22 protein-coding genes and 2 pseudogenes are annotated in these 20,051 nt (G+C 63.2%); 15 read left to right on the top strand and 9 right to left on the bottom strand.

From position 1 onward, the window contains the following. Positions 1-19: 19 nt before the first annotated feature. Entirely contained in the window at positions 20-400 is a 381-nt protein-coding gene (locus HMPREF0372_RS08520) for a DUF5655 domain-containing protein (RefSeq protein WP_007490885.1), read from the bottom strand. Further along, positions 397-1,752, bottom strand: a complete 1,356-nt coding sequence (locus HMPREF0372_RS08515) for an MATE family efflux transporter (protein WP_007490883.1) — start codon at positions 1,750-1,752, stop codon at positions 397-399. Before HMPREF0372_RS08515 ends, HMPREF0372_RS08520 begins: the two co-directional genes overlap by 4 nt. A 125-nt stretch (positions 1,753-1,877) precedes the next feature. Between HMPREF0372_RS08515 and HMPREF0372_RS08510 the strand changes: the two genes are divergently transcribed. Next, on the top strand, positions 1,878-2,516 hold the full coding sequence (locus tag HMPREF0372_RS08510; RefSeq protein WP_009257132.1) for a hypothetical protein: 639 nt from the start codon (positions 1,878-1,880) through the stop codon (positions 2,514-2,516). Next, positions 2,513-2,782, top strand: a complete 270-nt coding sequence (locus tag HMPREF0372_RS08505) for a DUF1294 domain-containing protein (protein WP_007490880.1) — start codon at positions 2,513-2,515, stop codon at positions 2,780-2,782. The genes HMPREF0372_RS08510 and HMPREF0372_RS08505 overlap by 4 nt, the downstream gene beginning before the upstream one ends. 51 nt (positions 2,783-2,833) lie before the next feature. Here the strand turns inward: HMPREF0372_RS08505 and HMPREF0372_RS08500 are convergent, their stop codons facing one another. The 7 genes from HMPREF0372_RS08500 to rpmH form a co-directional block, all read right to left on the bottom strand. Then, the gene (locus tag HMPREF0372_RS08500; RefSeq protein WP_007490878.1) at positions 2,834-3,040 is read right to left on the bottom strand and encodes a DUF896 domain-containing protein; all 207 of its coding nucleotides are present in this window, start codon (positions 3,038-3,040) and stop codon (positions 2,834-2,836) included. Continuing rightward, positions 3,040-3,840, bottom strand: a complete 801-nt coding sequence (locus HMPREF0372_RS08495) for a YlmH family RNA-binding protein (RefSeq protein WP_007490876.1) — start codon at positions 3,838-3,840, stop codon at positions 3,040-3,042. The genes HMPREF0372_RS08500 and HMPREF0372_RS08495 overlap by 1 nt, the downstream gene beginning before the upstream one ends. Positions 3,841-3,931: 91 nt before the next feature. Next, a complete protein-coding gene (jag, locus tag HMPREF0372_RS08490; protein WP_039996991.1) occupies positions 3,932-4,693 on the bottom strand; it encodes an RNA-binding cell elongation regulator Jag/EloR in 762 nt (253 codons plus the stop codon). Positions 4,694-4,730: 37 nt separating this feature from the next. Next, the gene (locus tag HMPREF0372_RS08485; protein WP_007490872.1) at positions 4,731-6,155 is read right to left on the bottom strand and encodes a YidC/Oxa1 family membrane protein insertase; all 1,425 of its coding nucleotides are present in this window, start codon (positions 6,153-6,155) and stop codon (positions 4,731-4,733) included. 30 nt (positions 6,156-6,185) lie between these two features. Further along, positions 6,186-6,404: a membrane protein insertion efficiency factor YidD gene (gene yidD, locus HMPREF0372_RS08480; protein ID WP_007490869.1), complete on the bottom strand. Its 219-nt coding sequence runs from the start codon at positions 6,402-6,404 to the stop codon at positions 6,186-6,188. After that, positions 6,405-6,752: a ribonuclease P protein component gene (gene rnpA / locus HMPREF0372_RS08475; RefSeq protein ID WP_007490867.1), complete on the bottom strand. Its 348-nt coding sequence runs from the start codon at positions 6,750-6,752 to the stop codon at positions 6,405-6,407. Between the two features lie 94 nt (positions 6,753-6,846). Further along, positions 6,847-6,981, bottom strand: coding sequence for a 50S ribosomal protein L34 (gene rpmH, locus HMPREF0372_RS08470; RefSeq protein ID WP_006570963.1), 135 nt, complete (start codon positions 6,979-6,981; stop codon positions 6,847-6,849). Positions 6,982-7,901: 920 nt separating this feature from the next. On the opposite strand from rpmH, the gene dnaA reads away from it, so the two are divergent. The 13 genes and pseudogenes from dnaA (at position 7,902) to bilS (ending at position 19,877) form a co-directional block, all read left to right on the top strand. After that, positions 7,902-9,218, top strand: a complete 1,317-nt coding sequence (gene dnaA / locus HMPREF0372_RS08465) for a chromosomal replication initiator protein DnaA (protein WP_009257125.1) — start codon at positions 7,902-7,904, stop codon at positions 9,216-9,218. Positions 9,219-9,475: 257 nt separating this feature from the next. After that, the gene (gene dnaN, locus HMPREF0372_RS08460; protein ID WP_007490856.1) at positions 9,476-10,588 is read left to right on the top strand and encodes a DNA polymerase III subunit beta; all 1,113 of its coding nucleotides are present in this window, start codon (positions 9,476-9,478) and stop codon (positions 10,586-10,588) included. Between the two features lie 2 nt (positions 10,589-10,590). After that, positions 10,591-11,016, top strand: coding sequence for an acyl-CoA thioesterase (locus HMPREF0372_RS08455; RefSeq protein WP_007490853.1), 426 nt, complete (start codon positions 10,591-10,593; stop codon positions 11,014-11,016). Between the two features lie 14 nt (positions 11,017-11,030). Then, complete coding sequence (locus HMPREF0372_RS08450) at positions 11,031-11,243, top strand: RNA-binding S4 domain-containing protein (RefSeq protein WP_007490852.1); 213 nt, start codon at positions 11,031-11,033, stop codon at positions 11,241-11,243. After that, positions 11,240-12,346 (top strand): DNA replication/repair protein RecF, encoded by a 1,107-nt coding sequence (recF, locus tag HMPREF0372_RS08445; protein ID WP_007490850.1) that lies wholly within the window; start codon positions 11,240-11,242, stop codon positions 12,344-12,346. The genes HMPREF0372_RS08450 and recF overlap by 4 nt, the downstream gene beginning before the upstream one ends. Before the next feature lie 95 nt (positions 12,347-12,441). Then, a complete protein-coding gene (locus tag HMPREF0372_RS08440; RefSeq protein ID WP_009257122.1) occupies positions 12,442-12,750 on the top strand; it encodes a hypothetical protein in 309 nt (102 codons plus the stop codon). Beyond that, positions 12,751-13,014 (top strand): extracellular matrix regulator RemB, encoded by a 264-nt coding sequence (gene remB, locus HMPREF0372_RS08435; RefSeq protein ID WP_007490844.1) that lies wholly within the window; start codon positions 12,751-12,753, stop codon positions 13,012-13,014. Between the two features lie 90 nt (positions 13,015-13,104). Further along, entirely contained in the window at positions 13,105-15,048 is a 1,944-nt protein-coding gene (gene gyrB, locus HMPREF0372_RS08430) for a DNA topoisomerase (ATP-hydrolyzing) subunit B (protein ID WP_007490841.1), read from the top strand. 231 nt (positions 15,049-15,279) lie between these two features. Continuing rightward, positions 15,280-17,808: pseudogene (gene gyrA / locus HMPREF0372_RS08425) on the top strand (DNA gyrase subunit A). Positions 17,809-17,878: 70 nt separating this feature from the next. Further along, complete coding sequence (locus HMPREF0372_RS08420) at positions 17,879-18,145, top strand: hypothetical protein (RefSeq protein WP_007490835.1); 267 nt, start codon at positions 17,879-17,881, stop codon at positions 18,143-18,145. A gap of 65 nt (positions 18,146-18,210) precedes the next feature. Then, positions 18,211-18,537: pseudogene (locus tag HMPREF0372_RS20555) on the top strand (endonuclease domain-containing protein); the annotation flags it as partial. 78 nt (positions 18,538-18,615) lie between these two features. Continuing rightward, positions 18,616-19,053 carry a ribonuclease HI gene (rnhA, locus tag HMPREF0372_RS20550; RefSeq protein WP_024723929.1) on the top strand — a complete coding sequence of 146 codons (438 nt, stop codon included), beginning with the start codon at positions 18,616-18,618 and terminating at the stop codon, positions 19,051-19,053. A gap of 317 nt (positions 19,054-19,370) precedes the next feature. Continuing rightward, positions 19,371-19,877 carry a flavodoxin family protein BilS gene (gene bilS, locus HMPREF0372_RS08410; RefSeq protein WP_039996985.1) on the top strand — a complete coding sequence of 169 codons (507 nt, stop codon included), beginning with the start codon at positions 19,371-19,373 and terminating at the stop codon, positions 19,875-19,877. Positions 19,878-20,051: the final 174 nt, after the last annotated feature.

The raw sequence follows: 20,051 nt of genomic DNA, 5'->3' as shown, positions 1-20,051 counted from the left end.
CACAGAGGCGCGCCTGGGATCAGGCGCGCCTCTGTTTTTCCCTGGCAAAGCGGTAGGCCTCGGCCAGCCAGGCCGCCAGCAGCCCGTCCACGTCCTCCGGCGCGGTCAGGAGCAGATGGTGGGTCCAGCGGCCGGGATAGGGCTCCACGGCCTGGAGGATGCGGGGGTGCTCCACCCGGCGGCCCAGCCCCAGGGTAGCCATCAGAGCCCCGGCCCGCCGCTGGGCAGCCCGCCGGGGCTGGGAGAGAACGGCGAACTGAAGGGGGTTTCCCCAGGAAATCTGGGTTTTGGACACCTTCATGGCGCTCTCCCCGCAGGCCAGGACGGCCTCCTCCCATGCCTCAAAGAGGGAAATGGGGCCCGGAGCGCCTCCCAGGAAGGCCAGCACTTCGGCGGTCATGTCTGCGCCTCCCCCAGAACCGAGTGGTTCCACCGGCCGGTGCGGAAGTAGAGGAGCTGGAGGAGCACCTGGATGGCGGAGGCCGCCGGCGCGGCCACACCGATGTGCAGCAGAGTGACACCGGGGAGCAGGCTGATGAAAAATACCGCCGGTACCCGTACCAGGAAGGTGGATGCCAAACTGTTGAACAGGGTGAAGCCGGTGCGGCCGCAGCCGCTGTAAAAACCGTTGAGGGTGAACACAAAGGTGACCAGAATGCAGTCGATGCTGTAGGTGCGCAGGTAGAGCACCCCGTGGTAGATCACCTCGGCATCGGGGGTGAACAGCCGCATGGCCAGCCCCGGGACAAGCTGAACCAGGACAAACATGGCGATGTCGGCCGCCAGACAAAACAGGATACCGTATTTCAGCCCCTGCCGGGCCCGGTCGGGGCGGCCCGCACCCATATTCTGGGCGGTCATGGCGGAAATAGCCGACTGGAAGGCGATGGGGAAGAGCATGATAAAGCCGGTGATGCGCTCTACCAGGCCCACAGCGGCGGATTGGGCCAGAACATCCATGTGGTTTACAATGGCGGTGATGATAAGAAAAGAGAGGGTAACCAGCACATTCTGCACCGCCACAGGCAGGCCCAGGCGGAGGATGCGGGCCGCCTTGTCCCCCTGAATCCGAAAGGAACGCCGCTTAAAATCAAAGGGGAAGTCCCGGCGGCGGAGTACCGCCAGGGCCAGGGCCAGGCTCACCCCCTGGGCAGCCACGGTGGCAAGGGCGGCCCCCGCCGCCCCCAGGCCGAACACTCCCACCAGCAGAAGATCCCCCACGATGTTGATGATGCAGGCCACCAGCACGAAGTACATGGGCCGCTTGGAGTCCCCCAGGCCCCGGAGCACGCCGCTGACCATATTGTAGCCGGTGATGAACACCAGGCCGCAGGCGCAGATAAACAGGTACTGCCGGGCGGGCGCCGCCGCCGCGGCGGGCACCTGCATCAGCGCCACAATGGCGTTGGTGGACAGGGCGAAGGCGGCCGCCAGGACCACGGCGATGAGGGCAAAGAGGGAAAACAGGGTGCCGATGGCCCGGTTTACGTCCTCCCCCCGCCGGGCGCCCAGGTACTGCCCCACCAGCACCGTACCGCCGGTGGACAGGCCGATAATAAAATTGGTCACCGCCTGCATGACCTGGCTGCCGGTGGACACGGCGGCGATGCCCGCCTGGTCGGCAAACTGTCCCACCACGATCAGGTCCACCGCGCCGTACAGAAATTGCAGCAGGGAAGCACCGAGGAAGGGGATGGCAAAGCGGCTTAACGCCCGCCTGACATTTCCCTCGGTGAGAGAGAGCTGGGACATGGCGGTACACTCCTTTTTGTTTCGTACCCGGACAGTATAGCACGCCCCCGGCGGAAAGACAACCTTTGACGGGCCGGGCGGCGGGTGTTATACTGGGCACAGTCAACCCAAAAAGAAAGGCAGATGTGACCTTGAGCGCGCATGTTTCCATCGCCCATCCCGCGTGGATGGATATCACCGGCCCTGACGGGGCCGTGACCCACGGGGCGGATCAGGACTGGTTTCCCGATCTGTGGCAGCAGCGGGCGGGCTGCGGCCCCACCGCCGCCGCCGTCATCCTCTCCTATCTGGCCCGGACCCGGCCGGAGCTGGCCCCCCTCTACCCGGAGGGGGCCATGGACCGCGCCTCCTTCACCGGCCTGATGTGCCGGGTGTGGGAGCACGTGACCCCTGTTTCCCACGGTCTCAACCGGCCGGAGCAGATGGCGGAGGGCATGGCCTCCTTTGCCGCCGCCCGGGGCCTCACCCTGACCCCCGGCCTGTTCGTATTCCCCTCCGCCCGCACCAAGCGCCCGCCCTATGAGCAGGTCGAGGCCTTTGTCCGCCGCGCCCTGGAGCGGGACTGTCCCGTGGCCTTCCTCAACCTCCACAACGGCAGGGTGAAGGAGCTGGATTACTGGCACTGGGTCACCATCACCGCTCTGGAGGACACCACGGCGGTCATTCTGGACAGCGGCAGCGCACTGCGCATCGATCTAAGGCTCTGGTACGAGACCACCAAGCGGCGGGGCGGCTTTGTGGCCGCCCTGGGGGACCCGGCATGAAGTATTTTCTGCTCTGGGTGTTGTGCGCCAGCCTCCTGGACTTTGCCCTCATGGGTGTGGACAAGTGGAAGGCCAGGCACGACCGCTGGCGGGTGCCCGAGAGGGCCTTCTTCTGCGTAGCCCTGCTGGGCGGCACGCCGGGGGCCCTCCTGGGCATGTGGACCTTCCGGCACAAGACCCGCCACTGGTATTTCAGGTACGGCCTGCCCGCCCTGCTGCTGGTGCAGCTCGCCCTGGGCACGTGGATTGCGATACGTGTTTTTTGACCTCCGATGTGCCGGAAAGGCCGCCCCTCCGTTGGGAGGGGCGGCCTTTTTTCACGGCTTTTTCCCCAGCTTATGCTTGGTGCCGTCGGGCTCCACGATATAGGTGTTTTCCAACTGGCTCACCAGGCTGGCCCGGTAGGCGGCGATATACTCCCGCCGCAGCCGGTCCCGCTCCGCCGTCTCCTCCGGGGTGAGGCCCTCAGGGCTTTTGGCCTTTTTGGCCAGGGCATTGATCCGGTCGATTTTTGCCTGTTCCATTATACATACCGCTCCAATACGATGAGAATACGCCCCTTTTTGGACGGGCCGCCCACCTCTGTGAGCACGCACTTGCCCAGCCCCCGGCAGCTCAGCACGTCCCCCTGGGCCACGGCGTGGTCGGGCTTGACACATTCCCGGTGGTTGAGCTGCACCCGGCCGGAGGCGATCAGGTCGGCGGCCTTGCCCCGGGACAGGGAGAAGCCGGAGGCGGCCACCGCGTCCAGCCGCAGGGAGCTGACGGTGTCCCGAATGGTTCTGGTCTCCACCGCCGGGGGCTCCAGCCGGTCCAGGGGCAGAGGGGAGCACTTGAGTTTTACACGCCCCGCCTGCTCCATGTGGAACACCAGAAAGTCGGCGACCTCCTCCAGCGCCAGCACGTCACAGCGCCCGTCGGTCACCAGCAGATCGCCCACCTTCTCCCGGTCCAGGCCCAGGCCAAGGATGGAGCCAAGGAAATCCCGGTGGGTAAGCTTTTGGCCGCCGCTCCAGGTGCACCGCAGGGCGCGGACGGGACAGCTCTCCCCGTCCCCCTGCCAGTCCTCCGCCTCCTGCCAGTCGGGCAGGAAGGCGCATACGGTGCGCTCCGCTCCCTCGTACCCGCCGAAGAAGATGTGGCGGGGATGGCCGCAGGCGTTGAGCAGGTTTTCCACACTCGCCCGCTCCTGTGGGGATAAAAAGCCGGTACAGGTCGGTATGTTCCGCTGCCGGGCCAGCTCCAGCTTGTCCAGCGCCCGGGCCAGGAGCAGCCGCTCCCCGTTGTCCCGGGCCAGCTTATTCAGCAGTTCCGTTTTATTCACACATACTTCCTCGCTTGTGGAAAAAGGGCGCCCCGACGGGCGCCCTTTCCATTTGTCATAACCGTCTCCGCAAAGCGCCGCTCTCTCTGAGTCAGCGGTGCTCGCCCCGGCTGTACGCCACCACCGTGCGGCGGTTGGGCTCAGTGCCGATGGAGTAGGTGGTGATGTCCGGGGTCTCCTGGAGGGCGGTGTGGATCACATGGCGCTCATAGGCGTTCATGGGCTCCAGGGTGACGTTGCGGCGGTATTTGACCACCTTACCGGCCACCTTCTGGGCCAGGCGGACCAGGGACTCCTCCCGCTTGGCCCGGTAGCCCTCGGCGTCCACATGAATACGGACCCGCTTGGACTGGCCGTGGTTGACGGCGTAGCCGGTGAGCTGCTGGATGGCGTCCAGGGTCTCGCCCCGGCGGCCGATCAGGCCGCCCAGCTCCCGGCCCACCAGCTCCACCTGATAGGTTCCGTTCTCGTCCACGCGGATGACGGGTCTGGCCTCGGTCCCCATCTGGGCCAGCAGGCCGGTGAGAAAGGCGTCGATGCGCTCCGCCTTCTCCCCCTCGGCCACAGGGGCGGCGGGGGAGGGGGCCTCCTCCCGGACGGCGGGCTCCGCCGCCTTGACCAGCTCCGCCTCGGCAGGGGTAACTTCCGCCGGAGCGGGGCGCTCCTCCGGCTCGTCGGGGGCCTCATAGCTCACCTTGACCTTGGCCGGGCAGCTCCCGATGCCTAAAAATCCGGACTTGGCCCGCTCCAGAATCTCCACGGAGACCTCATCCCGGTCCATGCCCAGCTTCTGCAGGGCGGCCTCGATGGCGGCCTCCTCGCTCTTGCCGGTGCTCTCGATCCATTTCAGCATAATGGGCATCTCTCCTTATGAATCCACGGCAGGGCCGTTATTCCTTTGTCTTGTCGGTGTCGTCCTCAGCCTCGGACTCCTCGGCGTAGGGGGCCTCGGACTCCTCCCCGGCGGAGACAACCTCCGTCTCCTCCTGGACAGGGGCCTCCAGGGCCTTTTCCTCCAGAATGGCGTCCTCAATGGCCTCGTCGGTGTGGATCTCCCGCAGCTCCTCCTCGATCTCATGGGCCTCCCGCTTCAGCGCGCGGGAGTCAGATCTGGGCGGGAAGATGGGGGCCTCTCCGGGGTAGGCGGTGGGACCCTCCTCGCTGTAGCGGTAGGGGTCGTAGGCCCGTCCGCGGGCATACTGGCGCAGGCCCACGCGGCTGTGCTCCTTGACGGAGCCGGGGATCTTGTCCTCGTCTTCGTCGTGCTTCTTCTCGGTCTTCTTTTTCTTGCCCTTATTGAGCTTGGCCTCCTCGATCCGGCGGGCGCGCTCCTCGGCCTTGCGACGGCGCTCCTCCTTCTCCTCCTCCTTCTCCAGGCGCTCCTGCTCGGCCCGGGCGGCGGCGGCCTTCTCGTAGTCCTTTTTGAGCAGCTTGCCGCAGATGAACTCCTGCACCATGCTCAACAGGTTCTGGGCAATCCAGTACAGGCACAGGGCGGCGGGCATGGAGAAGCCGATCCACAGAGAAATCAGGGGGGAAATGATCATCATGGACTTCATGCTGGCGTTGTTCCCCGCCTGGGCGGCCTGCTGGTTGACGGCGTTGGTCTTCATGGAGATGAAGGAAAACACCAGGCTGGAACCGGCGGACACCACGGGCAGCAGGAACAGGGCGAAGCCGCCCGCCACGGTCCAGAATTTCAGAGTTGGAATACGGGCCAGATCCACCAGGCCCAGGAAATCAAAGTTGACGGCGAAAATCCGGCTGCCCACCTCGCCCACAGCGGCCTTGACCGCCTCCAGGTTTTCCGGGGTGATCAGGGAGGACAGGTAAAGCTGGTTATAGCCCACATTGGAGAAAGCTTCGCCGGCCTCCTTGATCCAGCCGTTGCTCACCGCAATGGAGTTCCAGTCCACCACCTGGGCAATCTGGTTGAGTATCTCCACATCGTTGATGCCCATCATATACTTAATGGGCTGGCGGATGATGGCGTACAGGGGAATCAGAATCAGCAGAGGGAGAAAAGACCACAGGCAGCCGCCCATGGGGTTGACCTTCTCCCGCTCATAAAGCTTCTGGACCTCCAGATTATAGCGCTCACGGTCTCTGCCGTACTGCTTCTGCAGCTTCTGCATCTTGCCCTGAAGCATGTTCATCTGAATCATGCTCCGCTTGCCCTTCAGCGCAAACGGGAACAGGATAAGCTTGACAACGACCGCGAATAAGATCAATGCGATGCCGTAACTGCCGAAAAAATTGTAAAAGAAGGTCAGCAGCCACACAAAGGGGGAGAGGATAATCTGTGCAAAATCCATTTGCGCGCCTCCAAGTTCAGTTTGAGCCCCTTACGGGACCGGATCGTACTCAATGGAAACCTGCTTGTGGAAGGGCTGACATTTGAGGATACGGCGCAGGGCGAGAAAGCCCCCCTTCCACGCCCCGTATTTCTCCACCGCCTCCAGGGCATAGGCCGAGCAGGTGGGGATAAACCGGCAGCAGGGGGGACGGGAGGGAGAGATGTACGTGCGGTAGCCCCGGATCAAGGCCAGAAGCAGGCGCTTCAATCAGGCCCCCTCCTTCCGGAGCAGGCCGAGCTTGTCCGCCAGAGACAGGAGCGAGCGCTCCAACTCCCGGTAACGGCTGTGGGCGGCCCGCACCCGGGCCACCACCACGATGTCGTAGCCGGGGAAAAAAGCCCCCTCATGGATGCGGTAGGCCTCTTTGATTCGGCGGCGGGTGCGGTTGCGCACCACGGCCTTGCCCAGCTTGACCCCCACCGTCAGACCCAGGCGGCTGTAGCCCAGGTTGTTCTTCCGGCAGTAGACGGCCAGGCACGGATTCACCGCGCTCTTGCCCCTTCCGTACAGGCGGCGGAACACGTGATTGAATTTCAGCGAAACGGTGTGCTCCACGCCTGCCGCCTCCTCGATTTCTCCGTATGCTGCGCAGGGGCGGTGGGAAAACTCCCCCGCCCCTTCTGAAAGCCCTATTCCATTCGCGGACCCATTAGTGGGTCAGACGGGCGCGGCCCTTCGCGCGGCGGCGAGCCAGGACCTTGCGGCCGTTGGCGGTACGCATACGCTTACGGAACCCGTGCTCCTTGGAGCGCTGGCGCTTCTTGGGCTGATAGGTACGGACCATGTCGGTACACCTCCTGTACTGTAATCCGGCGGCAGGGCCGCCCACCACAACAGCCTTCCGGCTGCGGTCGTCAAAGTAAACTGCTTTACACCGTGCAGGCCTGCACGATGCAGATGATATTATAGCCTATCTCAAAATAGCCTGTCAACACCATTTTTGCAATCTTTTTTGCGGTTTGGGCCTGCTTCCGCGCCGGGTACTACATCTTGTGCCCATTGGGCCCGCTCGGCCAACACTCACCCGTAGGGGCGGGACTTGTCCCCGCCCGCCTCTTTCCTCCCCGTCCCAGGCTTCGGCCGGGCGGCCACTAGGGCCGCCCCTACGCAGAAGCGCGGAGGCGGGCGGAGCAGCCGCACAGCGCACCCCGCAGACGAAAAAGCAGTTGCGCCGCAGGCGCAAGGTGTTTTTCGCGGAGGGGTAAGCAGTGTGGCGTCGCGCAGCAGCCGCAGCGTGACAGAGAAGCGCGGAGGGTAGGCGCATAGGGGACCATAGAGGTAAAAAACAGGCCGGGCGGAGCCCGGCGGCATTTCCGGCAGAGCGGGGAACAGGGACCGCGGCAAGTCCGGCGCACCGCAGTCCGGGGTGGCGTTGCCCAGGCAAGTACAGCGCACATGCCGCCAAATTGGGTGGGTAATCCGCCGGGGCCGTCAGGCAAAGCATCGACACGCGCCGGCCGATACGGGCCGCAACCGCCTTCAAGTCTTGCCGCCATCGTACAACGTACCGCCGCCCGGCTCCATGGGGTTCCGGGGCCGCAGCCCCCAGTCCCAAGCAGGTAACGGGGAAGCAGCGCCGATCCCGGCCCGGTGGAGAAATCTTTAAAAAAAGAGATTCTTTTTTTAGTAGTATACGTTGCTTTTAAGGCAATTTTTTGGTATAATAAAGTGCTATTGATATTTTCCGAAAGAGGTGGTCTTTCCGTGAATTTCCCGGCCGATATCTGGCCCAAGGTGCTCTCCCTCATGGAGGGGGATATGACCGCCACCACGATCAACACCTGGTTTGACGACGCCACCCCCGTGGCGCTGGACGCCAACCGGTTTGTGCTCCACACCCCCTCCAACTTCAAGCGGGACATCATCATGGCCCGCTATCTGCCCGTGATCCAGAAGGCGCTCCACGAGCTCTTCTCCGCCGACTTCGAGGTGGTAGTCCTGGGAGAGGGCGAGCTGGAGGACTTCGGCAAGAAAAAAACCGACGATGTCTTTCTGCCGGGCACCGAGGAGTACACCTTTGAGCGGTTCGTGGTGGGCGCGTCCAACAAATTCGCCCACGCGGCGGCCCAGGCGGTGGCCGAGCGGCCCGCCCAGACCTACAACCCCCTGTTCATCTACGGCGAGTCCGGCCTGGGCAAGACCCACCTGCTGTACGCCATCGCCCACAAGATCCACCAGAACCACCCGGACTACCGGATCGTCTATATTAAGGGCGACTCCTTCACCAACGAGCTCATCCAGGCCATCCGTGAGGGGCGCAACCCCGAATTTCGGGAGAAGTACCGCTCGGCGGACGTATTCCTCATGGACGACGTGCAGTTCATCGCCGGCCGCGAGTCCACCCAGGAGGAGATGTTCCACACCTTCAACACCCTGTACGAAGCAGGCCGACAGATCGTGTTCACCGCCGACCGGCCGCCCAAGGAGATGCTGCGGCTGGACGACCGGCTGCGCACCCGGTTCGAGTGGGGCCTGCCCGTGGACATCCAGCCGCCCGACTACGAGACCCGGGTGGCCATCATCAAAAACAAGGCCATCCGGCGCGGCATGAACCTGCCCGACCCGGTGCTCCAGTATATCGCGGAGAACATCACCTCCAACGTGCGGCAGATCGAGGGCACGGTCAACAAAATCCTTGCCTTCCAGGAGCTGATGGGGGAGAGCGTGGACGTGGACACCGTAACCCGGGCGGTGCGGGACATGTTCAAGGACAAGGCCGACTTCCTGCCCTCGCCGGACATCATCATCGACGAGGTGAGCAAGTTCTACAACATCGACGCCGACGCCCTCCGGGGGCAGGGCCGCACCAAGGACACCGCCCTGGCCCGGCAGATCGCCATGTACCAGATCCGCCGCATGACCAACCTCTCCCTCAAGGAGATCGGCAAGGAGTTCGAAGGCCGCGACCACACCACCGTCATGCACTCCATTGACCGAATCGAGAAGCTGACTAAGACCAACCCGGAGATTGCCGAGGTTATCAAGGACATCAACGCCAACATCAATGCCCGCTACGAATAATTGACCGTTCTGTCCACATTTCCACGGTATTTTGTGAAGATGTGGACAACCCTGTGTGGAAAAATCCATCCCTTCGTCCTCATCGGTGGAAAGGCGACAAAAACATCCCCACCCCCTGTGGAAACGGGAGCCCTTCCCCCCCAGCGGATTCCGCCGTTTTTCCACATCATTTTCCCCTACGGCTTACTATTACGATCTCATTCTCCCCTTTCTCCGGGGATTCACGCACACTCACTACAAAATGGAGGTCACCAATCATGAAATTTTCCTGCGAAAAAGCTCTGCTACAGGCCGCCATCTCCACCACATCCAGAGCAGTATCTCCCAAAAGCTCCATTCCCGCTCTGGAAGGGATTCTGCTGGAGGCCGGCAGCGACCTCCGCCTCACCGGCTACAACCTGGAGACTGGCATCCGCACCATTGTCCCTGCCGACATCCGGGAGGAGGGCACTCTGGTGCTGGGCGCACGCCTATTTGGTGAAATTGTCCGCAAGCTGCCCGATGATATCGTCACCTTTCAATCAGAAAACTATATGGTCAACATCAAGTGTGGTATGAGCGAATTCAACATTCTGGGCACCGATCCGGAAGAATTTCCCGAGCTGCCCACCGTAGAATACCAAAATTCCCTGATTCTACCGCAATCCAGGCTAAAAGCCATGATCAGCCAAACCCTTTTCGCCGTCAGCGACAACGAAAGCCGCCCCATCCACACCGGCTCCCTGTTTGAGGTGGACAGCGAGGGGCTGACCATCGTGTCGGTGGACGGCTACCGCCTGGCCCTCCGCCACGAGTCCATCGACAAGAAGGAAGGAGCGGAGACCTTCTCCTTCGTAGTGCCCGGCACGGCCCTGTCCGAAGTGGAAAAAATTTGCAGCGACGTGGACGAGCCGGCCTCCGTCACCCAGGGCGCCCGCCACGTGATGTTCAAGGTGGGGGACACCATGCTGGTGTCCCGCCGGCTGGAGGGCGAATTCCTGGCCTACCGCCAGGCCATCCCCCGCAACAACACCATTCATGTGGAGGGTGACACCCGCGCCCTGCTCTCCTCCATCGACCGCGTGTCCCTCATCATCAGCGACAAGCTGAAAAGTCCCCTGCGCTGCGTATTTGACAGCAATCTGCTGAAAATCTCCACCAAAACCGCCATTGGCGACGCCTATGACGAGTGCCCCCTCAGCGGCGACGGCGGCGGGCTGGAGATCGGCTTCAACAACAAGTACCTGATGGACGCCCTCAAGGCCGCCCCGGCGGACAAAGTGCGGCTGGAGCTGACCACCGGCGTGTCCCCCTGCGTCATCCTGCCCACCGAGGGGGAGGAGAACTTCCTCTACATGGTGCTGCCCGTGCGGCTGAAGGCGGGCGAGTGAGCATGGAGATCAAGCCCTACCTTCGCCGGCCCCAGTTCTACGAGACCGACGGCATGAGCATCATCTGGCACGGCAATTACGTCCGCTGGATGGAGGAGGCCCGCACCGATTTTATGGATCAGCTCGGCTTCCCCTACGCCAGGGCGGTGGAGGCGGGTATCGACTTCGCCCTGACGGACATTTCCTGCAAATACCGGGCCATGACCCGCTTCGGCGAGGAGCTGGCCATCACGGTATTCATCCGTCGCCTGTCCCCGGCCAAGCTGGAGCTGGGCTACGAGATGCGGGAGGCGTCCACCGGGGAGCTGAAGGCGGAGGGCACCTCCGGCCACTTCTTCTATGACCGGGCCAAGGGCCGGCCGGTGGCGCTGAAAAAGGCCCTGCCGGAGGTCTACCGGCTGCTGGAGGCCCTCACCACCCCTGACTGAGAGAGGAACGAACTATGGAACAACGGCAAGTCAAAATCACCACGGAATTCATCAAGCTGGACGCCCTGCTCAAGTTTGAGGGATTGGCGGGCACCGGCGGAGAGGCCAAGGAGCGCATACAGGACGGCGAGGTGCTGGTCAACGGCGAGACCTGCACCATGCGGGGCCGGAAAATCCGCCCCGGCGACACCGTTTCGCTGGACGGCGTGACACTGAAAGTGGTATGATTGTCCACTCCATTGCCCTGGATTTTTTTCGCAACTACGTCCACCTTGACGCCCGTTTTTCCCCGGAGGTCAACGTCATCTACGGCGAGAACGCCCAGGGAAAGACCAATCTGCTGGAGGCGGTGGCCTATCTGTCCACCGCCTCCTCCCACCGGGCCCGGTACGACCGGGAGCTCATCCAGTTCGGCGTGGACCATGCTTTTGTGAAGGCGGAGGTATCCGCCCGTGGGCGGGACTTCACCCTGGAGGCCCGTCTGGGCCGGGGGGTGCGGCGGCAGCTCTACTCCAACGGGGTGCGCCTCAAGTCCGCCGGGGAGCTGTCCGGCGTGCTCAACACCGTGCTCTTCTGCCCGGAGGACCTCTACCTCATCCGGGAGGGAGCGGCTACCCGGCGGCGGTTCCTGGACGGGTGTATCTGCCAGCTCCGGCCCAAGTACGCCGAGGCCCTGGCGGAGTATCGCCGCCTCTACGAGCATAAGGTCCGCATACTCCGGGACTGGGAGGAGCACCCCTCCCTGCTGGACACCCTGGACGAGTTCAACCTGCGCATGGCCCAGACCGGGGCCCTGCTGATCCACTACCGGGCCCACTTCGTCAAGCGCCTGCGGGAGGTGACACCCCCCATCCATCTGGACTTTTCCGGCGGGCGGGAGAAGCTGGGCCTGGCCTATGAGACGGTATCCACCGTCACCGACCCGGAGGACAGCCCCCGGAGCATCCTCCCCCAGCTCCTGGCCCATCAGGAGAGCCACCGGAAGGCGGAGCTGGAGTCCCGCCAGTGCCTCTCCGGCCCCCACAAGGACGATCTCACCGTGGAGCTGAACGGCATGAGCGCCAAGACCTTCGCCTCCCAGGGGCAGACCCGCACCGCGGCGCTGTCCCTCAAGCTGGCCTCCCGGGAGATCTTTTATCAGGAGACCGGCGAGTGGCCGGTGCTGCTGCTGGACGATGTGCTCAGCGAGCTGGACGCCCGGCGGCAGGAGTTCGTGCTCCGGCGCATCAACGGCGGGCAGGTGTTCATCACCTGCTGCGAGGACGCCCGGCTGGAGGGTCTGGAGGAGGGGAAGGTCTTCCACATTCACGGCGGGGCGCTGAAGCCATAGGGGAAGGTGTCCGTACCCCCTGCCCATATAGGGCGGGATAACGGCGGCCCGTGCAATCCTTCATTCCACACATGGACGCATCCAAGGAGAAGCATATGCCCATTATTATCGGTATCTTTTGTGCGCTGCCCTTTCTGGCGGGGCTGATTGCAGAATATCTGGTGTGCCGGCTGACCCGGCGGCGTTGGTGGAAGCTGCTTCCCCCGGCGGCGGCCGTCGCGCTGACGGCTGCGGTGGCTGTGGGGCGGGCCGGAGTTTGGGAGTCCGACCAGTCTCCGCTGACCCAACTGCTCTTTGTGCCGGGATTGCCGGCGCTGTTTGCCCTGCTGGGCCTGCTGGCGGGCTGGCGGCTGTGGAAACGGCTGTGGGGCCCGCGGGTGGTGAAGGATAAGGGGGCGCGCTGAATGTATCTGCATCTGGGCCAGGGCGTTGTGGTACCCTACCGGGACGTGCTCGCCCTCTTTGATCTGGACAACACCAGCGCCTCCCACCTGACCCGCAGGTTCCTGGAGCGGGCCGAGCAGGCTGGGCAGGTAGTCAATGTGGCCGAGGATCTGCCCAAGTCGTTTGTCCTCTGCCGCCCGGCGGGCGGGGAGGCCACCGTCTATCTCTCCCAGTTGTCCACCGCCACGCTGCTCCGGCGGGCGGAGAACAACAGCTTCGAATAAACAACCCAAACGGGCCGCCGGAGGCGGCTCCTGCGGCGGGGCCGCAGGGGCGGCCCCTGGCCGCCCGGATATCCCAATGGAGGTTTTCAAATGTCTGAAGAATTCGAGAACAGCACTACCCAGGTGGAGCACGAGTACGGCGGCTCTGAGATCCAGGTGCTGGAGGGCCTGGAGGCCGTCCGCAAGCGCCCCGGCATGTATATCGGCTCCACGTCGGAGAGCGGCCTGCACCACCTGGTGTACGAGATCGTGGACAACTCCATCGACGAGGCCCTGGCCGGCTACTGCGACGAGATTACCGTCAAGATCGGAGAGGGGGACATCATCACCGTCATCGACAACGGCCGCGGCATTCCCGTGGATATCCAGCCCCAGACCGGCCTGCCCGCCCTGGAGGTGGTGTTCACGATCCTCCACGCCGGCGGCAAATTCGGCGGCGGCGGCTATAAGGTGTCCGGCGGCCTCCACGGTGTGGGCGCCAGCGTGGTAAACGCCCTGTCCGAGTGGCTGGAAGTGCGGGTTCACAAGGAGGGCAAGGTCTACGAGATGAAGTTCTCCCGGGGCAAGGTGACCCAGCCCATGCAGGTGGTGGGTGACACAGACCGCCACGGCACCGAGGTGGTGTTCAAGCCCGACCCCGAGATGTTTGAGATCACCGAGTACAGCTACGACACCCTCCACACCCGCATGCGGGAGGAGGCCTTCCTCAACGCCGGCCTGCGCATCCACACCGTGGACGAGCGCCCCGGCCGGGAGCAGGAGGACACCATGCACTACGCCGGCGGCATCCGGGAGTTTGTGTCCTTCCTCAACCAGTCCAAGGACCCGGTCCACCCCGATGTGGTCTACATGGCGGGACAGAAGGACGACGCTATGGCGGAGGTGGCCTTCCAGTACAACGACGGGTACAGCGAGAACATCGTCTCCTTCGCCAACAACGTCCACACCCCGGAGGGCGGCATGCACGAGGAGGGCTTCAAGCGGGCCCTGACCACGGTGCTCAATAATTACGGCAAGAAGATGAAGATTCTCAAGGACGATGAAAAGGTGTCCGGCGAGGACTGCCGGGAGGGCATCGCCTGCGTCATCTCCGTCAAGCTGACCGAGGCCCAGTTCGAGGGCCAGACCAAGGCCAAGCTGGGCAACAGCGAGATCCGCACCCTGGTCAACAACATTGTCACCGACAAGCTCTCCGAGTATCTGGAGGAGAACCCGGCGGTGGGCCGCGCCATTCTGGACAAGGCCCTCATGGCTAACCGGGCCCGGGAGGCCGCCCGCAAGGCCCGCGAGTCCATCCGCCGCAAGACCGCCCTGGGCGGAGCCGCTATGCCGGACAAGCTGCGGGACTGCAACGAGGTCAACCCGGAGCTCACCGAGCTCTACATCGTCGAGGGCGACTCCGCCGGCGGCTCGGCCACCCAGGGCCGGGACTCCCGCTTCCAGGCCATCCTCCCCCTGTGGGGCAAGATGCTCAACGTGGAGAAGGCCCGGGCCGACAAGGTCTACGGCAACGACAAGCTCACCCCCGTCATCACCGCCCTGGGCGCGGGCATCGGGGACGACTTCGATCTAGAGAAGCTGCGCTACCACAAGGTCATCATCATGGCCGATGCCGACGTGGACGGCTCCCACATCCGCACGCTCCTGCTCACCTTCTTTTTCCGCTTCATGCGGCCCCTCATTGAGCATGGCTATGTCTACGCCGCCGTGCCCCCCCTGTTCAAGCTCAGCCGCGGCAAGACCACCCGCCTGGCCTTCTCCGAGGAGGAGCGGGACGCCATCTCCGCCGAGCTGCGGGGGGACAATCCAAACGCCAAGGTGGACATCTCCCGGTTCAAGGGCCTGGGTGAGATGAACCCCCATGAGCTGTGGGAGACCACCATGGACCCGGAGCGGCGCACCCTCAAGCGCATCGAGCTGGACGACGCTGTCCGGGCCGACCAGACCTTCACCGTCCTCATGGGGGAGAAGGTGGAGCCCCGCAAGGAGTTCATCGAGCGTAACGCCAAGTACGCCGTCAACCTGGACTATTAAGGGATTGGGGAACGGACAACGTGCCCGGAACGCGTATCGTAGGGGCCGATGCCCACATCGGCCCGACGTTCCGGTGCCGCCCAGACAACGAAAAACGGGCGGAGGAAGGCATCCGCCCTACAAAGAAAAAAATCGCCGGGAACAGCGAAACGCCCACCCGCAATTTGTGGGGGCGGCCCGTGCGGCCGCCCGCCGTGAACCACCCTATCACGAAGATTGTGAGGCAGATACATGAGTAAAAAGCCACAGTATGATCCGGAGGAAATCCGGTTTCCAGACCAGAAGATAGAGACCTCCTATCTGGTGCACGAGATGGAGCAGAGCTACATCGAGTACGCTATGAGCGTCATCGTGGGCCGGGCGCTGCCCGACGTGCGGGACGGCCTGAAGCCGGTCCACCGGCGCATTCTCTACGCCATGTATGAGGACAACCTGACCGCGGACAAGCCCTTCAAGAAGTCGGCCACCTGCGTGGGCGACGTGCTGGGCCGCTAGCACCCCCATGGCGACGCTTCGGTGTACGACGCCCTGGTGCGCCTGGCTCAGGATTTCTCCATGCGCTACCCCCTGGTGGACGGCCACGGAAACTTCGGCTCCATCGACGGCGATCCCCCGGCCGCCTACCGTTACACTGAGGCCCGCATGGCCAAGATCTCCGACGAGATGCTGCGGGAGATCGAGAAGGACACGGTGGACTGGGACCCGAACTTCGACGAGAGCCGGAAGGAACCCCGGGTACTGCCCTCCCGGTTCCCCAATCTGCTGGTCAACGGCTCCTCCGGCATCGCCGTGGGCATGGCCACCAATATTCCGCCCCACAACCTGCGGGAAGTGATCAATGCCACAATCTGCGTTCTGGACAACCCGGAGGCGGAGCTGTCCGACCTGATGGAGCACGTGAAGGGCCCCGACTTCCCCACTAGGGGGATCATCATGGGCCGCTCCGGCATCCGGGCGGCCTACGCCACCGGCCGGGGCCGGGTGTGCGTCCGGGCCCGCACCGAGTTTGAGGAGTTCGGCAACAACCGCACCCGCATCATCGTCACCGAGATCCCCTACCAGGTCAACAAGCGCATGCTCATCAAAAATATGGCCGACCAGGTGGAGGACAAGCGGCTGGAGGGCATCTCCGACATCCGGGATGAGTCCGACCGCAACGGCATGCGGGTGGTCATCGAGCTCAAGCGGGACGCCAATCCCCAGGTGGTGCTCAACCGCCTGTTTGCACAGACCCAGCTCCAGACCACCTTCGCCATCAATATGCTGGCCCTGGTGCAGTCCGGCGGCCAGCCCCAGCCCAAGATTCTCTCCCTGCGCCACATCCTGGACGAGTACATCGCCTTCCAGGAGGAGGTCATCGTCCGCCGCACCCGCTACGATCTGCGCAAGGCCCAGGAGCGGGCCCATCTGCTGGAGGGCCTGCTCATTGCCGAGGACAACATCGACGCGGTGATCCAGACCATCCGGGAGAGCTACGACGACGCCAAGGAGAACCTGATGAACCGCTTCGGCCTCAGCGACGTGCAGGCCCAGGCCATCCTGGACATGCAGCTCAAGCGGCTCCAGGGGCTGGAGAAGGAGAAGCTGCAAAACGAATACAAGGAGCTGGAGGCGCGCATCGCCTACTTCAATGAGTTGCTCTCCAGTGAGGAGAAGATCCGCGGCGTGCTCAAGGACGAGCTTACCGCCATCCGGGACAGGTACGGCGACGACCGGGTGACCGAGATCCAGGACGTGGAGGACGAGATCGACATCGAGGATCTCATCGAGGAGGAGGAGTGCGTCTTCACCCTCACCGCCGGCGGCTACATCAAGCGCACCGCCGCCTCCACCTACAAGGCCCAGCGCCGGGGCGGCAAGGGCATTACCGCCATGTCCACCAAGGAGGAGGACTATGTGGACACCGTGTTCACCGCCTCCACCCACGATTTCATTCTCTTTTTCACCAACAAGGGCAGGGTCCACCGCAAGAAGGGCTATCAGATCCCCGAGGCGGGCCGCACCGCCCGGGGCACCAACCTGGTCAATGTGCTGCCCATCGAGCAGGATGAAAAGGTCACCGCCATGATCCACCTGCGGGAATTCCCCGAGGACCGCTATCTGGTGATGGTCACCCGCAGCGGCACCGTCAAGCGCATCCAGCTCTCCTCCATCTACACTGCACGCAAGGCGGGCATCCGCTGCATCACCCTGGACGAGGGGGATGAGCTCATCTGCGTGCGGGAGACCGACGGCGACCAGGCCATCCTGATCGTCACCCACGACGGCATGGCCATCTGCTTTAAGGAGACCGACGTGCGCTGCATGGGCCGTGACGCCGCCGGCGTCCGGGGCATCAACCTGCGCCCCGGCGACTACGTGGTGGGGGCCGCCCGGGCCAAGCGGGACCATCAGGTGTTGATGATCACCGAAAACGGCTACGGCAAGCGCACCGACATGGACGAGTATATCCGCGCCGACGGGCCCCAGAAGCGGGGCGGATTTGGACTGAAGGGCTATAATGTCACCGAGAAAACCGGCCCCGTGGTGGGGGTCAAGGTGGTCAGCGACGGGGACGACGTGCTGGTGATCAACGATGCCGGCGTGATCATCCGCATGGCGGCCGCCGGCATCTCCACCTACGGCCGCACCGCCCAGGGCGTCAAGATCATGAATTTGGAGGAGGGGGTCAAGGTGATCTCCTTCGCCCGTACCGACCACGAGGAGGAAGAGGAGGCCGCTGAAGGGGAGACTCCCGCCGGCGGCCCGGAACAGGCGTAAGCCACGGGCCGCAGGGGGAAAAGCGCCGGCAGTTCCCGGATGACCCCTGAACGGCAGGGAGGAGCAGAGCATGAGATATGTGCAGATGGCCCGCGCCCCCGGCAGGGTGAGGATCATCTTGAGCCGTGTTCTGGGCGGAGGGCTGGCCGCCGCCGCGGTACGCCTGATCGTGTTCTTCCTGGGGCAGAGGGATTTCTTCTACCTGGGTATCGTGGGTGTGGTCTGGCTTCTGGTTTTGGCCGCCGCGGCCGTGGTGGGGGTGTACAGCGTCTTTCACGAAAAGGGCCTTTACTTCCGCTGTCAGTGGCCGGAGGAGCATCCCAAGGTGGATCAATAGGGCCTTCCCCTGGGGGAAGGTGCCCCAGTGCGCACACTGGGGCGGATGAGGGGAATAGTACGAATATGGAACAGAAGGAAAAGCCCCTTACCCGTGCCCAGGAACTGCGCAAAAACGCCACAAAAGAGGAAAATCATTTGTGGTATGATTTTTTGCGGACTTATCCGGTCCAATTTCTCCGGCAAAAACCATTTGGCCCCTATATTGTAGATTTTTATTGCCATAAAGCGAAATTAGCCATTGAATTGGACGGCTCCCAGCATTATGAGGGGAATGGTCCGGAGCAGGATAAGATTCGGACAGCCTATTTGCAAGAGGTTGAAAAAATAAGAGTCCTGCGCTTTACCAACCTGGAAATCAAACAAAATTTTGAAGGTGTGTGCGCTGCCATTGACCGGCAGGTCAGGGCGGCGCTCCCCTCATCCGGCCCTGCGGGACACCTTCCCCCAGGGGAAGGCCATAGGAGATTTATGAAAACAGTCACGATCTATACCGACGGGGCGTGTTCGGGCAATCCGGGCCCCGGGGGGTGGGGGGCCATCCTGCAATACGGGGAGTTCCGCAAGGAGCTCTCCGGCGGGGAGCCCCACACCACCAACAACCGGATGGAGCTTACTGGCGTCATCACTGCCTTGGAGGCGCTGAAGGAGCCCTGTGAGGTGGAGCTCTACTCCGATTCCAAGTACGTCATTGACGCCCTGCAGAAGGGCTGGGCCAAGGGCTGGAGGGCCCGTGGGTGGATCAAGTCGGACAAGAAGCCGGCCCTCAACCCTGACCTGTGGGAGCGGCTTCTCGCGCTGTGCGAGCGCCACACCGTCCGTCTCCACTGGGTCAAGGGCCACGCGGATAATCCCCATAATAACCGCTGTGACGAGCTGGCGGTTGCGGAGAGCAGAAAATATAAATAAGCCCTTGGGGCCCCGCTCTAGCGGGGCGGCGCTTGCGCCGTACATAACACTTCATGTGCACAGGGCGCGCCACGAAACGGTGCAAAGGCTCAGGCGCATGAAGTGTTTGTGCATGTGGGCCGTACCGGCCTACGCGCTGTCATCCCATGGCCGTGCCGCTGTAAGCGGGCGTATGGCCAATTCTGCGATGCTTTTGCATAGCAAATAAAGCGGGGCTTCCGCCAGTTGGGGATCAATCCCGCCGGACAGCGTATTGCGTTATTGCCACCGCAGGGACGGCCCTTGTGGCCGCCCGCCGTTTTTCAGAGGAGGACATGATGAAAATTGCCATTGTATACGCCAGCGAGACGGGCAACACCGCCCAGATTGCCCAGGCCATCCGCGAGGGATGTCAGGGCCATGAGATTGTGGCCTTCGGCCCGCTGCCCCGGGACGTGGGGAAGGCGGAGCTGATCTTTGTGGGCTCCTGGACGGACAAGGGCACCTGTGCCCCGGTGGTAAAGGAGTTTTTGCAGGGACTCCACGGGAAGCGGGTGGCCCTGTTCGGCACGGCGGGTTTTGGCCTGTCTGAGATGTATTTTGCCTCTCTCTCCGACCGGTTCCGGGCGGAGGTGCCGGAGGAAAATCAGGTGTTGGGTACCTGGTTCTGTCCGGGGCGGATGCCCCCTGCCGTCCGGGCCCGGTATGAGACTCAGCTCAAGGAGAAGCCCGGCGACGCCCGGCTGGAGAACATGCTCCGGGCCTATGACCAGGCCCTGTCCCACCCCGACGGGACGGACCTGGCGGATGCGCGGGCCTTTGTAGCCGCTATGCTGGCCAAATAAAAAAGAGCTCCGCCATAAGGGCATGGCTTTATAAAGAAGTTAAGGGCAAGACAAACCATTACGGTCTGTCTTGCCCTTTTTATAGTATGTAACCCGCTATGACACTTTCGGGGAAAGTACTCGTGGGAAAGAACAGTAAACGGTCAGGTAGAATAAGTTTCGCAAAAAGACAAA

The organism is Flavonifractor plautii ATCC 29863 (assembly GCF_000239295.1).
GTDB classification, from domain to species: Bacteria; Bacillota; Clostridia; order Oscillospirales; family Oscillospiraceae; genus Flavonifractor; species Flavonifractor plautii.
Note: the sequence above shows the minus strand (reverse complement) of the source record. Positions and strands in the feature narration are given on the sequence as shown.

Excerpts from the sequence above, each read along its gene's own strand:
- remB (WP_007490844.1), top strand. The coding sequence starts at position 12,751 with ATGTATCTGCATCTGGGCCAGGGCGTTGTGGTACCCTACCGGGACGTG.
- HMPREF0372_RS08420 (WP_007490835.1), top strand. The coding sequence starts at position 17,879 with ATGAGATATGTGCAGATGGCCCGCGCCCCCGGCAGGGTGAGGATCATC.
- HMPREF0372_RS08505 (WP_007490880.1), top strand. The coding sequence starts at position 2,513 with ATGAAGTATTTTCTGCTCTGGGTGTTGTGCGCCAGCCTCCTGGACTTT.
- dnaN (WP_007490856.1), top strand. The coding sequence starts at position 9,476 with ATGAAATTTTCCTGCGAAAAAGCTCTGCTACAGGCCGCCATCTCCACC.
- rpmH (WP_006570963.1), bottom strand. The coding sequence starts at position 6,981 with ATGGTCCGTACCTATCAGCCCAAGAAGCGCCAGCGCTCCAAGGAGCAC.
- HMPREF0372_RS08485 (WP_007490872.1), bottom strand. The coding sequence starts at position 6,155 with ATGGATTTTGCACAGATTATCCTCTCCCCCTTTGTGTGGCTGCTGACC.
- bilS (WP_039996985.1), top strand. The coding sequence starts at position 19,371 with ATGAAAATTGCCATTGTATACGCCAGCGAGACGGGCAACACCGCCCAG.
- gyrB (WP_007490841.1), top strand. The coding sequence starts at position 13,105 with ATGTCTGAAGAATTCGAGAACAGCACTACCCAGGTGGAGCACGAGTAC.
- jag (WP_039996991.1), bottom strand. The coding sequence starts at position 4,693 with ATGCTGAAATGGATCGAGAGCACCGGCAAGAGCGAGGAGGCCGCCATC.
- HMPREF0372_RS08450 (WP_007490852.1), top strand. The coding sequence starts at position 11,031 with ATGGAACAACGGCAAGTCAAAATCACCACGGAATTCATCAAGCTGGAC.
- HMPREF0372_RS08520 (WP_007490885.1), bottom strand. The coding sequence starts at position 400 with ATGACCGCCGAAGTGCTGGCCTTCCTGGGAGGCGCTCCGGGCCCCATT.
- HMPREF0372_RS08515 (WP_007490883.1), bottom strand. The coding sequence starts at position 1,752 with ATGTCCCAGCTCTCTCTCACCGAGGGAAATGTCAGGCGGGCGTTAAGC.
- HMPREF0372_RS08455 (WP_007490853.1), top strand. The coding sequence starts at position 10,591 with ATGGAGATCAAGCCCTACCTTCGCCGGCCCCAGTTCTACGAGACCGAC.
- HMPREF0372_RS08440 (WP_009257122.1), top strand. The coding sequence starts at position 12,442 with ATGCCCATTATTATCGGTATCTTTTGTGCGCTGCCCTTTCTGGCGGGG.
- recF (WP_007490850.1), top strand. The coding sequence starts at position 11,240 with ATGATTGTCCACTCCATTGCCCTGGATTTTTTTCGCAACTACGTCCAC.
- rnhA (WP_024723929.1), top strand. The coding sequence starts at position 18,616 with ATGAAAACAGTCACGATCTATACCGACGGGGCGTGTTCGGGCAATCCG.
- HMPREF0372_RS08500 (WP_007490878.1), bottom strand. The coding sequence starts at position 3,040 with ATGGAACAGGCAAAAATCGACCGGATCAATGCCCTGGCCAAAAAGGCC.